Source organism: Pseudomonas sp. OVF7, assembly GCF_030644265.1.
GTDB classification, from domain to species: Bacteria; Pseudomonadota; Gammaproteobacteria; order Pseudomonadales; family Pseudomonadaceae; genus Aquipseudomonas; species Aquipseudomonas gorinensis.
Genome location: NZ_CP128996.1, coordinates 1,582,043 through 1,596,444 on the forward strand (window position 1 = coordinate 1,582,043; position 14,402 = coordinate 1,596,444).

12 protein-coding genes are annotated in these 14,402 nt (G+C 59.8%); 7 read left to right on the plus strand and 5 right to left on the minus strand.

Translation table 11 applies throughout. The features are described 5' to 3' along the window. The first annotated feature begins 2 nt into the window (after positions 1–2). The 4 genes from QU606_RS07035 to QU606_RS07050 all read left to right on the plus strand — a co-directional run bounded on the left by QU606_RS07035 (position 3) and on the right by QU606_RS07050 (position 6,418). On the plus strand, positions 3–1,334 hold the full coding sequence (locus QU606_RS07035; protein WP_024074247.1) for a deoxyguanosinetriphosphate triphosphohydrolase: 1,332 nt from the start codon (positions 3–5) through the stop codon (positions 1,332–1,334). A 173-nt stretch (positions 1,335–1,507) separates the two neighbouring features. Further along, on the plus strand, positions 1,508–1,909 hold the full coding sequence (locus QU606_RS07040; protein ID WP_024074246.1) for a response regulator: 402 nt from the start codon (positions 1,508–1,510) through the stop codon (positions 1,907–1,909). 241 nt (positions 1,910–2,150) lie between these two features. Continuing rightward, the gene (locus QU606_RS07045) at positions 2,151–2,774 is read left to right on the plus strand and encodes a response regulator transcription factor (RefSeq protein WP_024074245.1); all 624 of its coding nucleotides are present in this window, start codon (positions 2,151–2,153) and stop codon (positions 2,772–2,774) included. 8 nt (positions 2,775–2,782) lie between these two features. After that, entirely contained in the window at positions 2,783–6,418 is a 3,636-nt protein-coding gene (locus QU606_RS07050) for a transporter substrate-binding domain-containing protein (RefSeq protein WP_041160876.1), read from the plus strand. Positions 6,419–6,457: 39 nt separating this feature from the next. On the opposite strand, the gene QU606_RS07055 is transcribed toward QU606_RS07050, so the two are convergent. Together QU606_RS07055 and QU606_RS07060 are read right to left on the minus strand one after the other, a co-directional pair. Next, entirely contained in the window at positions 6,458–6,940 is a 483-nt protein-coding gene (locus QU606_RS07055; RefSeq protein ID WP_024074243.1) for a GAF domain-containing protein, read from the minus strand. Continuing rightward, positions 6,937–7,827, minus strand: a complete 891-nt coding sequence (locus QU606_RS07060) for an ATP-binding protein (RefSeq protein WP_024074242.1) — start codon at positions 7,825–7,827, stop codon at positions 6,937–6,939. The genes QU606_RS07055 and QU606_RS07060 overlap by 4 nt, the downstream gene beginning before the upstream one ends. Positions 7,828–7,997: 170 nt before the next feature. Between QU606_RS07060 and QU606_RS07065 the strand changes: the two genes are divergently transcribed. Then, complete coding sequence (locus QU606_RS07065; RefSeq protein WP_069075566.1) at positions 7,998–10,307, plus strand: response regulator; 2,310 nt, start codon at positions 7,998–8,000, stop codon at positions 10,305–10,307. On the opposite strand, the gene QU606_RS07070 is transcribed toward QU606_RS07065, so the two are convergent. From QU606_RS07070 to msrB, 3 genes are all read right to left on the minus strand, one after another. After that, a complete protein-coding gene (locus tag QU606_RS07070; protein WP_024074240.1) occupies positions 10,288–10,752 on the minus strand; it encodes a MarR family winged helix-turn-helix transcriptional regulator in 465 nt (154 codons plus the stop codon). The two genes, QU606_RS07065 and QU606_RS07070, sit on opposite strands and share 20 nt — an antisense overlap. Next, on the minus strand, positions 10,749–11,234 hold the full coding sequence (locus QU606_RS07075) for a glutathione peroxidase (protein WP_024074239.1): 486 nt from the start codon (positions 11,232–11,234) through the stop codon (positions 10,749–10,751). The genes QU606_RS07070 and QU606_RS07075 overlap by 4 nt, the downstream gene beginning before the upstream one ends. A gap of 125 nt (positions 11,235–11,359) precedes the next feature. Beyond that, positions 11,360–11,752: a peptide-methionine (R)-S-oxide reductase MsrB gene (msrB, locus tag QU606_RS07080; protein ID WP_024074238.1), complete on the minus strand. Its 393-nt coding sequence runs from the start codon at positions 11,750–11,752 to the stop codon at positions 11,360–11,362. A gap of 201 nt (positions 11,753–11,953) precedes the next feature. Here msrB and QU606_RS07085 point away from each other — a divergent pair, with 201 nt between their 5' ends. Both QU606_RS07085 and htpX read left to right on the plus strand, forming a co-directional pair. After that, positions 11,954–13,165, plus strand: coding sequence for a pyridoxal phosphate-dependent aminotransferase (locus QU606_RS07085; RefSeq protein WP_069075565.1), 1,212 nt, complete (start codon positions 11,954–11,956; stop codon positions 13,163–13,165). Positions 13,166–13,468: 303 nt separating this feature from the next. After that, a complete protein-coding gene (htpX, locus tag QU606_RS07090) occupies positions 13,469–14,356 on the plus strand; it encodes a protease HtpX (protein ID WP_024074236.1) in 888 nt (295 codons plus the stop codon). The last annotated feature ends 46 nt before the right edge of the window (positions 14,357–14,402 follow it).

A 14,402-nucleotide genomic window follows, 5' to 3' on the forward strand; every position in this document is an offset into this window, starting at 1 on the left:
CCTTGGATTGGCCCACCCTGCTGACCCGCGAACGTCTTGGTAAACCGCTGCACAGCCCGGAAGAACTGGGCCGAAGCCCGTTTCACAAAGACCACGACCGCATCATTTTCTCCGGCGCGTTTCGCCGCCTGGGCCGCAAGACCCAAGTGCACCCTGTGTCGAGCAACGACCATATCCACACGCGCCTGACCCATTCACTGGAAGTCAGCTGCGTCGGACGGTCACTGGGCATGCGCGTGGGCGAAACGCTACGCAGCGCCCTGCCCGACTGGTGCGACCCGAGCGACCTGGGCATGGTGGTGCAATCAGCCTGCCTGGCCCATGACATCGGCAACCCGCCGTTCGGACATTCGGGCGAAGATGCGATTCGCCATTGGTTCCAGCAGGCGGCCGGGCGCGGCTGGCTGGACGACATGAGCACGGCCGAGCGCAACGACTTCCTCAATTTCGAAGGCAACGCCCAGGGCTTTCGGGTACTCACGCAGCTGGAATACCACCAGTTCGACGGCGGTACCCGGCTGACCTACGCCACGTTGGGCACCTACCTGAAATACCCCTGGACCGCGCGCCACGCGGACTCATTGGGCTATAAAAAGCACAAGTTCGGCTGCTATCAAAGCGAACTGCCGATCCTCGAACAGATCGCCCACAAGCTCGGCCTGCCGCAACTCGAAGAACAACGTTGGGCCCGCCACCCGCTGGTGTACCTCATGGAAGCGGCGGACGACATCTGCTACGCCCTGATCGACCTGGAAGACGGCCTGGAAATGGACTTGCTGCAATACGCCGAGGTCGAGTCGCTGCTCCTCGACCTGGTGGGCGACGACCTGCCGCAGACCTATCGGCAACTCGGCGCCCAGGATTCGCGCCGACGCAAACTGGCGATCCTGCGCGGCAAGGCCATCGAACACCTGACCAATGCGGCGGCGCGGGCCTTTGTCGAACAGCAGGACGCCTTGCTGGCCGGCATGCTGCCCGGTGACCTGGTCGAGCATATGCACGGCCCCGCCAAGCGTTGCGTGTTGGACGCCAAAGACATGGCGCGCAAGAAGATCTTCCAGGACAAGCGCAAGACCCTGCATGAAATCGGCGCCTACACCACGCTGGAAATTCTCCTCAACGCCTTCTGTGGGGCAGCCCTTGAGCAACATGGCGGGCGCACGCCGTCGTTCAAGAACCGACGCATCCTCGATCTGCTCGGCAATAGCGCACCGGATCCGGCCTGGTCGCTGCACGCCTCGTTCCTGCGAATGATTGACTTCATCGCCGGCATGACCGACAGCTACGCCACTGAGATGGCGCGGGAAATGACCGGACGCTCAAGCCCTCAATAATGTTTTCGATCACGCGTCTGTTCCCTGAAAAGAATCTCCCTACGATGGGAACAGAGCGGCCTGATCGAACTCGTACAAACCGCCGATGAATAATCACGCACCCTCTTAGGGGGCATGGCGAGACGTTCCTACGCCCCGCCCAATCGCCGCTTGACTCACCGTGTGCCCTTCTTATGCCTAGATATCGCCTTCGCCTCCTGTTGGTGGAGGATCACCCTTTTCAGCTGCTGGCGACCCAGTGCCTGCTCAACAGCTTCGGTTTCGACCGGTTGACCCTGGCTGAAAACGCCGAACAGGCGATCCGGCTGATGACGCAGTGCGAACAGCCCTTCGACCTGATGCTGTGCGACCAATGCCTGCCCGACCTGCCAGGGCTGGAGTTGGTCGAAATCGCCAGTCGCGGAGGTTTTATCGTGGGAGCCATCTTGCTCAGCGGCTTGCCCGCACTCGAACTGGAAAACCTGAATACCCAAGCCCTGCAACGTAACTTGCCATTGCTGGGTTACTTGGCAAAGCCGTTAAACCGCGACGAACTGATTGACTTGATACCCGCCACTCTAAATGTAGGAATTTAAACATGTTCATATAAGAAAAACTTACAACAACCCGGCTACTAAAACATTGGCAGCGGCAGGAGCCCCGTCGCTCCCCATGCTCAGACACAAACACCCACAAAGCCTCAGCAACTCGTAAGACGATACCTTTTTTAATGTAGGATTTTTCCTGTTTTGTACCTATTCCCCTTGAGCTTCATGCTCCTTCCTCAGCTTCTGAGCTAATGTGCCCGCTTTATTTACACTTGCATGGAATGTGATTATGAACACAGTTTTCATCATCGATGACCACCCTGTTATCAGGCTGGCGATTCGAATGTTGTTGGAACATGAAGGTTATAAGGTCGTCGGCGAAACGGATAATGGTTGTGATGCGATACAAATGGTTCGCGAATGCCTTCCGGATTTGATCATTCTGGATATCAGTATTCCGAAACTTGATGGTCTCGAAGTACTCTGTCGCTTCAACGCCATGAACACCCCGATGAAAACCCTCATCCTGACGGCACAATGCCCAACCCTGTTTGCCACCCGCTGTATGCGCTCTGGCGCCGACGGCTATGTGTGCAAGGAGGGCGACCTGAGTGAATTGCTGAGTGCGATTCGCGCGGTATTATCGGGTTATAACTATTTCCCGAGCCAGGCATTGAACGCTTGCGGCTCGGAAGGTAATTCCGAAGAGCTGGAACTGTTCAAGGCCGTTAATGACCGGGAATTAATGGTTTTGCAACTTTTTGCACAAGGCCGCACCAATAAAGAAATCGCCAAAGGCATGTTTCTAAGTAACAAGACCGTCAGCACCTATAAAAAGAGGCTTATGCAAAAACTCAAAGCCAAGTCCTTGGTAGAACTTATCGAGTTGGCAAAACGAAACGCGCTAGTGTGAGAAAGCGGATGCCCAGGCGTATAAAGGACTATTTGATCATATTGAGCGCAGGCATGTGCTTGAGCACCGCCGTGCTCGCCGTTCAAACAGAACCGGAACACTTCACCTTGTTGAGTCGCGCAGTCGGCGTTCAACTGGACTCCCAACTGGACACTGCCCAGCGGCAGTGGCTACAGAACAAACGCGAACTGGTGTTAGGCACTGCGGCACCTGACTACCCGCCCTTCGACCTCACCTCCAGTGGTCGCGACTACGAAGGGCTGACTGCCGACTACGCCGGGTTGCTGGCCAAAGCGCTGGACTTGCCGATCAAGGTGATGCGCTACCCGTCACGGGAAAAGTCCATCCAGGCCCTCGAAGCAGGCGAGATTGACTTGTTGGGCTCCTCCAACGGCTTCGAGGCCGCGAATCCGAACCTGGTCCTGTCAGCCCCCTATGCCGTGGATCAACCGGTGCTGGTCACTCGGGAGGGTGAGACACGCAGCCTCAGCGAGGCCCTGGCTGGGCTGCGCCTGAGCCTGGTCTACCATTACCTGCCCCTGAGCGAAGTGGAGAAGCTGTACCCCGATGCAATCATCAGCACCTATCCCTCTTATCAAAATGCCCTGAATGCGGTGGCGTTCGACCAGGCAGACGTGTTTCTCGGCGATACCATCTCGACCCACTACATGATCAACAAGGGCTACCTGAAGAACATTCACATGGCCAACTTCGGCAAACATGAAGCCTATGGCTTCAGTTTTGCCCTGCGCCGGGACCAGCATGTGTTGCTGGGCATTGTGAACGCAGTGCTGGCGGCCGTGCCCACCAACGAACGCGAGAGCATCGCCAAGCGCTGGAGCGCCGGCAGCGATATTTTGCTGACCGACAAGAAACTGCAATTGACCCCGCGCGAGGAGCGCTGGCTCAAAGAGCATCCCGTGGTGAAAGTGCTGGTGAACGAAACCTTCGCGCCCCTGACCTTTTTCGACGCGGACGGCAATTTTCGCGGCATTACCGCCGACCTCCTGGAGCTGATCCGCCTGCGCACCGGCCTGCGCTTCGAGATCCAGCGCGGGCGGGATGTGCACGCGATGATCGAACAGGTCAGCAACCACGACGCCGACATCATCGGGGCCATGACGCCCAGTGTCGAACGGGAAGCGCAACTGGATTTCAGCCGGCCCTACCTGGAAAACTCCTACGTGCTGCTGACACGCAAAGAGCCCGGCGCGCCCTCGAACCTGGAGCAGATGGCAGGCAAGCGCCTGGCGATCACCCAGGGCAACCCGCTGCATGCGGTCCTGCGCAGGGACTTTCCACTGATCCGCCTGGTGGAGACCAGTGACACCTTCAAAGCCTCGGAGCTGCTCGCCCAGGGCCAGGTGGAGGGTGCGGTGAATTCGTTGGTGATCGCCAACTATTTCCTGTCATCGCCGATGTTCCAGGACAAACTGCAAATCAGCACCAGCATCGGCACTCTTCCGGCCACCTTTTCCCTGGCGACCTCACGCCATGCCACCGAACTGAGTTCAATCCTCGACAAGGCCCTGCTGAGTATCGCCCCGGATGAACTGGGCGTGATCAACAGTCGCTGGCGGGGCTACACCGCGGCCTCCGACAGCTACTGGCGCAATTACCACCACTTGATCGCCCAGATCATCATCGGCACCGGCTTGCTGCTATTGATTTCCCTGACCTGGAACGCCTACATGCGTCGCCAGATCAAGCACCGCCAAATGGCTGAGCGCGCCCTTAACGATCAGTTCGAGTTCATGCGCGCGCTGGTCAACGAAACGCCCCACCCGATTTATGTACGCGACCGCAACGGCCTGCTGCAGACCTGCAACGACAGCTACCTGCAGGTGTTCGACGCCAAGCGCGAGGACGTGATCGGCAAAAGTGTGGTGCAGATCGGTACGGCGCTGGAAACGGAGGCCGCGCAATACCATGCGGACTATTTGCGCGTCGTGGCACAGGGCGACCCAATGATCCTGGATCGCCCGCTGCACATCCGTGGAAAAAAACTGACGATCTACCACTGGATCCTGCCCTACCGCGACTCAACCGGTGAGGTGCAAGGCATTATCGGTGGCTGGATCGACATCAGCGAACGGCGCCAACTGTTCGATGAACTACGCGCCGCCAAGGAGCAGGCCGACGAGGCCAACCGGGCCAAAAGCACGTTTCTGGCGACCATGAGCCATGAAATCCGCACGCCGATGAACGCGGTGATCGGCATGCTGGAGCTGACCCTCAAGCGCGCCGACCAGGGTCACCTCGATCGACCGGCCATCGAGGTCGCCTACAACTCGGCCAAGGACTTGCTGGAGCTGATCGGCGACATCCTCGACATCGCGCGCATCGAATCCGGCCGCTTGAGCCTGGCCCCCGAGCGGGTCAACCTGAAGGAAGTGATCGAATCGGTGGTCCGCGTGTTCGACGGCCTGGCGCGTCAGAAAACCTTGAGTCTGTTGCTGGAGTTCAAGCCTGAACTCGAAGACACCGATGTGCTGATCGACCCACTGCGCTTCAAGCAGGTGCTGTCCAACCTGGTGAGCAATGCAATCAAATTCACCGAACGTGGCCAGGTAAAGATCAAGGTGGACGTTCAAGCCACCGAAATGCCCCAGCAGGTCGAGCTCAAGCTGGTGGTCGAGGACACCGGCATCGGCATCAGCCGGGACGACCAGCTACGCCTGTTCGAGCCCTTCGCCCAGGCCGACAATTCCGGCCACTTGGCCAGGAGTGGCGCGGGTCTTGGGCTGGTCATCTGCCGTAGCCTGTGTTCAATGATGGGCGGGCAACTGAGCCTGAGCAGCGTGCCGATGGTGGGCACCCAAGTGCATGTCAGCCTGAAGATGAACCGCCTGCTGCCGGTCGAGGCCGCGGACGAATCCAAGCCCATAGCAGCGGCACCGGCGCCGGTGCTCAATGTGCTGGTGGTGGACGATCACCCCGCAAACCGCCTGCTGATGTGCCAGCAACTCGGTTACCTCGGCCATCAGTTCACCGCCGCCCAGCACGGCGCGGCCGGGTTCCAGGCCTGGCGCCAGGAACACTTCGACCTGGTCATCGCCGACTGCAACATGCCGATCATGAACGGCTATGAGCTCTGCCGCTCGATCCGCGAATATGAGCAGCGAGAGCAACTGCCCGCTTGTGTCGTGCTGGGCTTTACCGCCAATGCCCAGCCCGAAGAGAAACTGCGCTGCGCCGAAGCGGGCATGAATGATTGCCTGTTCAAGCCCATCAGCCTCACGGCATTGGAGCGGCAACTGGCGCAGATCGAGCCACAACGGCCGGCCATGCAGCTGGACCTCACCAGCCTCGATGCCCTGACGGGAGGCGACCCACAGTTGAGTCGACGCCTACTTGAGGAGTTATTGAGCAGCAGCGCCCATGACCGCCAGGAACTCGTCGCGATGTTGGTTCGACAGGCCTCGCCCCAGGACATCATCGAGCAAGCCCACAAGATCAAGGGCGCCGCCCGCATCGTGCAGGCCGTCGGGCTGGCCGGTCAGTGCGAAGCGCTGGAACAGGCATGCGCCCGAGGCGATGACCACCGCGTGATCGAAACCGGTATCAAGGCCCTGGAGAAATGCATGCTGGAAATGGAGAGAATGCTGCACATGCAGCTCAACAGCCTGAATTCATCGGGATAGGCAGACGCGAGCTTGACCGCTCGCGCCTGCCGCCACCTATCAGCAGTCGGTCAACCGCAGGAAAATCGCCGCCAACTGTTCGATACCGGCCTGGTCCTGCACGGTAAAGCGGGCCAGCGAAGGGCTATCGAGGTCGAGGACGCCAATCAGTTGGCCGTTCTTGACCAGCGGCACCACCAGCTCACTGTTCGAGGCACTGTCACAGGCGATATGCCCGGGGAACGCGTGCACGTCTTCCACTCGCTGGGTTTGCCGCGTTGCCGCGGCCGCCCCACATACGCCACGACCGAAGGGGATACGCACGCAGGCGATCTGGCCCTGGAACGGGCCGAGCACCAATTCATCATTGCGGTTGAAGTAAAAGCCGGCCCAGTTCAGGTCGTCCAGCTGGTTGAACAAGAACGCAGAAAACTGCGCGCTATTGGCGATGAAATCCCGCTCATCGGCCAGCAGCGACTCCAGCTGCGCGCACAACAGGGCATAGCCATCCAGACCGGTACCGGCCTGTTGCAAATCGATCATGGTTGACGCTCCAGCAATTTAAGGCCCACCCAGTAACGGGCGAACTGATACGCGCACCGGCCGTTGCGATTGCCACGCCCGGTGGCCCAGCGTACGGCGAGGATGTCGAGGGCTTCATCGCGCTGCCACGGCAAGCCGGCCTTGTTCGCCAGCTCACCGATCCAGTGCTCGACCACGTTAAGGAAGTGTTCCTGGGAAAACGGGTAGAACGACAACCACAGGCCAAAACGGTCGGACAAGGCGATCTTGTCTTCCACCGCTTCACTGGGGTGCAGCTCGCCATCCACGCGCTTCCAATTGTCGTTGTCGCTCTGGTTTTCCGGCACCAGGTGACGACGGTTGGACGTGGCGTACAGCAACACGTTCTCCGGGGCCTGCTCCAGGGAGCCGTCGAGCACGCTCTTGAGTACGCGGTAGTCGCCTTCGCCAGCCTCGAACGACAAATCATCGCAGAACAGGATGAAACGCTGCGGCAACTTGAGCAATTGCTCGACCACGCGCGGCAGGTCAGCCAGGTGATCACGTTCGATCTCGATCAGGCGCAAGCCGGCCTTGGCGTGCTGGGCGAGCAAGGCCCGCACCATGGACGATTTACCGGTGCCGCGCGACCCCCACAGCAACGCATGGTTGGCCGGCAAGCCGTCGAGAAACTGCTGGGTGTTGCGCGCCAGTTGTTCACGCTGCTTGTCGACGCCGATCAAGTCAGACAAGCGCATGTCCAGGCTCACGTCCAGGGGCAGCAAAAAGCCGCTGCGACCGTCACGCTGCCACCGGGCGGCGAGGCACTGGTTCCAGTCGATGGTTTGGCGCGGAGCGGGTAACAAGGGTTCCAGGCGAGCGAGCACAGCGTCGGCACGCTCAAGAAAGGCATTCAATCGAGAATCCACGACTATTCCTCTGGCAAGTTCTTGCAAAAGATGGCGTATTGGCAACCCTACGGCTGACTGCTGGGGGCTGCCCCCATAAAACCTAACGATTCGTGCCGGGCAAGCCAGAGCCTGTGGATGTTCAGCTATGCTTGCCGGGCGAAGGGACACGTGAAGTGGTTCAACACTCGATGGATATCAAGTTCGCCCACCGCTTGTCTTATAAACAAGCCAGATTGACGGTGCTGGTCGGTTTCGTCTTGGGAACCTTGCTCAGCCTTATCCAAATCGGCATTGATTATGCCAGCGAAGACGCATCCATCAACCGTGAAATTCGTTCCCTGATCGAAATCAGCCATAACCCCGCGTCTCGTATTGCCTACAACATTGACGCCGAACTGGCCCAGGAGTTGACCCTGGGTTTGTTGCATTCCCCCGCTATCATCCACGCACAGTTGATCGACAACAACGGCGTGGTGCTGGCCGACGTCGACCGACCGCGCAAGGAAAGCCCGTATCGGCCCGTCAGCGACTTCCTGTTCGGCGCCAACCGCCAGTTTGAAGACCGCCTTTTCCTCAGCCATATGCCCAACGAAGCCCTGGGCGTGTTGCGCCTGGACGTTGACACCTACGCTTTTGGCAGTCGCTTCCTGCGTCGCGCCGAAATCACCTTGCTCAACGGCTTCGCGCGCAGCCTGCTGCTGACGGGGATCTTGCTGGGCCTGTTCTACACCATGCTGACCCAGCCCCTGGTGCGCATCATTCGTGAGCTGAGCACCCGTAAACAGGCACGCCTGGACTGCCCGCCAGGGCATGAACACGATGAAATCGGTGTGCTGGTCAACGTCGCCAATCAGCAATTCGAAAACATGGAAACCGAGATACAGCAGCGTCGCCACGCCGAGGACCGTCTCACCGAGTACCTGGGGCAACTCGAGGACATCGTCTCCGCCCGCACCCTTGAGCTCAAGGCCAGCAACCAGCGCCTGAGCCAGTCCAACGAGGAACTGCAGGCGGCAAAGCTGACCGCCCTGAACATGGCCCAGGCGCGGGCGGCGTTCCTGGCGAATATGAGCCACGAAATCCGCACACCGCTCAATGGCTTGCTGGGCATGATCGCTCTGTCCCTGGACAGCCCGCTGACCGCCGAACAGCGCCAACAACTGTCGATCGCCCACGACTCCGGCAAAGTACTGGTGGAATTGCTCAACGATATTCTCGACCTGTCCAAGTTCGACGCCGGCCAGTTGGAGCTGGAACGCATCCCCTTCGACCTGGGCTCGCTGGTGGAAGACACCGCCAACCTGCTGTCGCAGAACGCCGCGCCCAGTGTCGAACTGACGTGCCTGATCGACCCGCAGTTTCCGGCCCAGGTGCTCGGCGATCCGACGCGCGTGCGGCAGATCGTCAGTAACCTGCTGTCCAACGCCCTCAAGTTCACGCGCTTTGGCCGTGTGGATGTTCGCCTCAGCGCCCACGATGGCCGGGTCAAAATTGATGTATGCGATACCGGTATCGGCATTGCCCAGGACGCACAGGTCAAGATCTTCCAACCGTTCACCCAGGCCGGCGCGGGGATTACCCGGCAGTTTGGCGGCACCGGCCTGGGCCTGGCACTGACCCATAACCTGTGCGAGGCAATGAAGGGGCGGTTGAGCATCAGTTCGGAGGTCGGCTTTGGCAGCCAGTTCTGCGCCGACCTGCCCCTGCCAGCCCATTTGCCCGCCACCCGGCAACCGCCGCTCAAAGGTGAAGTGCTGGTCATTACCAACGCCGGCAGCGGCCTGACGGAACTGCTCACCACCCTGCTGCCCCACTGGGGGCTGACCGCCCATTGTCGTGCCCTGGATGATGATTTGAGCGGGCAAGCCCCGGACCTGCTGATCACCGACTGCCCGGAGTGCCTGTTTCGCCTGCGGCCGGCGATCACGGCGCCGATCCTGCTGGTGACCGCTTATGGCAATTTCATGCCCAGCGAAGAAGTCGCGGCGCTGGCGCCATTACAGCAACAGGCTCGCCCGTTGAGCCGTACCGCGCTGTACCAGATCCTGCAACGCAACCTGCGCAGTGATCCACAACTGATCCTTGAGTCCATCCCGCTCGACGCCGCGCCGCCTGCAAACCGCGCGCGGATCCTGCTGGTGGAGGACAACCCGGTCAATCAACTGGTGGCCAAGGGCATGCTGAGCAAGCTGGGTTGCGAAGTGATCGTCGCCGCCCATGGTGGCGAGGCGCTCAAGTGCCTCGAAGAACGCCCCTTCGACATGGTGCTGATGGACTGCAACATGCCGGTGATGGACGGTTACGAAGCCAGCCGGCAGATTCGCCGCAGCGGACGCTGGCCAGACCTGCCCATTGTCGCCTTGACGGCCAACGCGCTGTCGGAAGAGCGCGAGCGTTGCCGTGCCGCGGGAATGAATGATTACCTGGCCAAGCCGTTCCGCCGGGAAGAACTCAACGCCCTGCTGGACCTGTGGGTGCCTAAGGCGACAACGCTCTGATCTGAGCCAGCAATTGGTCCAGGCCGTCGCGCAGGGCGTCGGCCTGGTTGAGGTCGACGCCGCTGTCGCACAGCAATCGGGTTTTCAATTGATGGGCCTGGCCGCGCAATTGCACCCCGGCTTCGCTCAGACTCAAATGCACTTCACGCTCATCGCGCAGGCTGCGTTGGCGCTTCACGGCGCCAAGCTGCTCCAGGCGCTTGAGCAACGGCGTCAAGGTGCCCGAATCGAGCATCAGGCGCTCACCCAGGGCCTTGACCGTGGCCTGGGTCGCCGCTGCGTCATGCCATTCCCACAGCACCAGCATCACAACGTATTGCGGGTACGTCAGGCCCAACTGGTCCAGCATCGGCTTGTAGGCGCGTGTCACCGCCCGCGACGCCGCGTAGAGCTTGAAACACAGCTGGTCGTCCAGGGCCAGGGACACGGAAGGTACGCCAGTCATTTGAGCAGGGCTTCGATCTCTTGGGTCAAGTCCTGCGGCTTGGTCGTCGGGGCAAAGCGCTTGACGACCTGACCGTCGCGGCCGATCAGGAATTTGGTGAAGTTCCACTTGATGCCCTTGGAGCCCAGCAGGCCCGGCGCCTGTTTTTTCAACTGCACAAACAGGGGATGGGCCGCGCTGCCGTTGACATCGATCTTCTTGAACAGTGGAAAGCTGACGCCGAAGTTCAGCTCGCAAAACTCGGAAATCGCGCCTTCGTTGCCCGGTTCCTGCTTGCCGAACTGGTTGCAGGGGAACCCCAGCACCACCAGGCCCTTGTCCTTATAGGTCTGCCAAAGCTGCTCCAGACCCTTGTACTGCGGGGTAAAACCGCACTTGCTGGCGGTATTGACCACCAGGATGGCCTTGCCGGCGTAATCGGCCAAGGTCTTTTGCTCACCCTTGATGGTGGTGCAAGGGATACTCAGCAGGTTGTCGCTCATGGCAGTGCCTCGAATCGGGAGAGAAGCGAAAACATAGCGCTCAATTCAATTGCGTGCAATTTAATTGATCGGACTGATACCTCGCCATAGATCGTCCCTGCCGACATCGCAGGGACGCCTCACGCTCAACGTGGCACCAGGTCCAGGCACACCGAGTTGATGCAATAACGCAGGCCCGTCGGCGGCGGACCGTCGGGAAACACATGCCCAAGGTGCGCATCGCACTTGGCGCAGGTGACTTCGGTGCGGATCATGCCGTGGCTGACATCGCGGATCTCGATCATCGCGCTGTCGGCGATCGGCTCATAAAAGCTCGGCCAGCCGCACCCGGAGTCGAATTTGGCCTTGGAGTCGAACAGTGGCTCATTGCAGCATATGCAGTGGTACACGCCGTCCGTCTTGGTGTCGTTGTACTTACCGCTGAAAGGCCGCTCGGTGCCTTTGAGCCGGCACACGTTGTACTGCTCTGGATCGAGCATTGCCTTCCACTCTTCAACCGTTTTTTGCAACTTTTCCATCGATACACCTCGGCAACTTAAAAAGCCTGATCTGTGTCTTTTCCATGAACCAGGCGGCACGTATGATTGCGCCTCTTCAACACGCCAGTCTGGCACCCGCGTTAGCGGCATTCAAACGTATTTATGGGTGCACCAACGCAGGATTCCCGGCACGGTAGGCTCCGCACCGTCTGGATCGTTCATTTTCAGGATCACATCGCCATGCAGGTCAGCAAATCGAACAAGCTCGCCAACGTCTGCTACGACATTCGCGGCCCAGTGCTCAAGCACGCCAAGCGCCTGGAAGAGGAAGGCCATCGCATCCTCAAGCTGAACATTGGCAACCCGGCGCCCTTTGGTTTCGAAGCACCGGACGAAATTCTCCAGGATGTGATCCGCAACCTGCCCACCGCCCAAGGCTACAGCGACTCCAAGGGACTGTTCAGTGCGCGCAAGGCGGTCATGCAGTACTACCAGCAGAAGCAGGTCGAAGGTGTTGGCATTGAAGACATCTACCTGGGCAATGGCGTGTCCGAGCTGATCGTGATGTCGATGCAGGCCTTGCTCAACAACGGCGACGAAGTGCTGGTGCCAGCGCCCGACTACCCGCTGTGGACCGCTGCGGTGACCCTGGCCGGTGGCCATCCGGTGCATTACCTATGCGACGAGGGCGCCGACTGGTTCCCGGACCTGGCCGACATCAAGGCCAAGATCACCCCGAACACCAAGGCCCTGGTGATCATCAACCCGAACAACCCCACTGGCGCGGTGTACTCCAGGGAAGTGTTGCAGGGCATGCTCGAACTCGCACGCCAGCACAACCTGGTAGTGTTCTCCGACGAGATCTACGACAAGATCCTCTACGACGACGCCGTGCATATCTGCACCGCGTCCCTGGCGCCGGACCTGCTGTGCCTGACCTTCAATGGCCTGTCCAAGTCCTATCGCGTGGCGGGCTTCCGCTCCGGCTGGATCGCCATCTCCGGTCCCAAGCACAATGCCCAGAGCTACATCGAAGGCATCGATATGCTGGCCAATATGCGCCTGTGCGCCAACGTACCGAGCCAGCACGCGATCCAGACGGCGCTGGGTGGCTACCAGAGCATCAACGACCTGATATTGCCCCAGGGCCGCCTGCTCGAACAACGCAACCGTACCTGGGAACTGCTCAACGATATCCCGGGAGTCAGTTGTGTGAAGCCAATGGGCGCGCTATATGCCTTCCCGCGGATCGACCCGAAGGTCTGCCCGATTCTCAACGACGAGAAGTTCGTGCTCGACCTGCTGCTGTCGGAAAAGCTGCTGGTGGTGCAAGGCACTGCGTTCAACTGGCCGTGGCCGGATCACTTCCGCGTGGTGACCTTGCCACGTGTGGATGACCTGGAAATGGCCATTGGTCGTATCGGCAACTTCCTCAAGTCCTATCGCCAGTAAGGGCCATGGCGCTGTACGACCGGCATTCGGTCGTACAGCGATTATCTGGCAACACTTCTTTGCCTTCATTCTCCCCGGCAGGTCCGTTGCCCCCTGCAAAGCATCTACCCCCTGTAATTACAGGGCGGCAAGGGGATGGGAGACCGATAACATGCGAGATTTCTTGTCGGAAAATCCTTTCAAGGCTTTACATTCAGGCTGTAGGACACAGTTTGAAATAGTCGCTCGGTTGAATCACCCCAGGCCGCACCTTATATACCCCGCAGTACGCGACATATTAAGCATGAGGAGAACTCTACAACCATGATGCGCATCCTGCTGTTCTTGGCCACTAACCTGGCGGTCGTGCTGATTGCCAGCATCACCCTGAGCCTTTTCGGCTTCAACGGGTTCATGGCGGCCAACGGGGTTGATCTGAACCTCAATCAGCTGCTGATTTTCTGTGCGGTCTTTGGTTTTGCCGGCTCGCTGTTCTCGCTGTTCATTTCCAAGTGGATGGCGAAGATGAGCACCAGCACCCAGGTCATCACCCAGCCACGTACCCGCCACGAGCAATGGCTGCTGCAAACCGTTGAGCAGTTGTCCCGCGAGGCAGGCATCAAGATGCCCGAGGTCGGGATCTTCCCGGCCTATGAAGCCAACGCCTTTGCCACCGGCTGGAACAAGAACGACGCGCTCGTTGCAGTGAGCCAGGGCATGCTGGAACGCTTCTCGTACGATGAAGTGAAGGCGGTACTGGCCCACGAGATCGGCCACGTGGCCAACGGTGACATGGTCACCCTGGCGCTGGTCCAGGGCGTGGTGAACACCTTCGTGATGTTCTTCGCGCGGATCATCGGCAACTTTGTCGACAAGGTGATCTTCAAGAACGAAGAAGGCCGTGGCATTGCCTATTTCGTGGCGACCATCTTCGCCGAAGTGGTGCTGGGCTTCCTGGCCAGCGCGATCGTGATGTGGTTCTCGCGCAAACGCGAATTCCGCGCAGACGAAGCGGGGGCCCGCCTGGCCGGTACCGGGGCGATGATCGCAGCCCTGCAACACCTGCGCTCCGAACAGGGCCTGCCGGTGCATATGCCGGACAGCCTGACCGCATTCGGCATCAACGGCGGTATCAAGCAGGGCCTGGCACGCATGTTCATGAGCCACCCGCCGCTGGAAGAGCGGATCGACGCACTGCGTCGTCGCGGCTGATAACCTGCAGTCACGCAAAAAGGGGCGATCTGATCGCCCTTTTTTT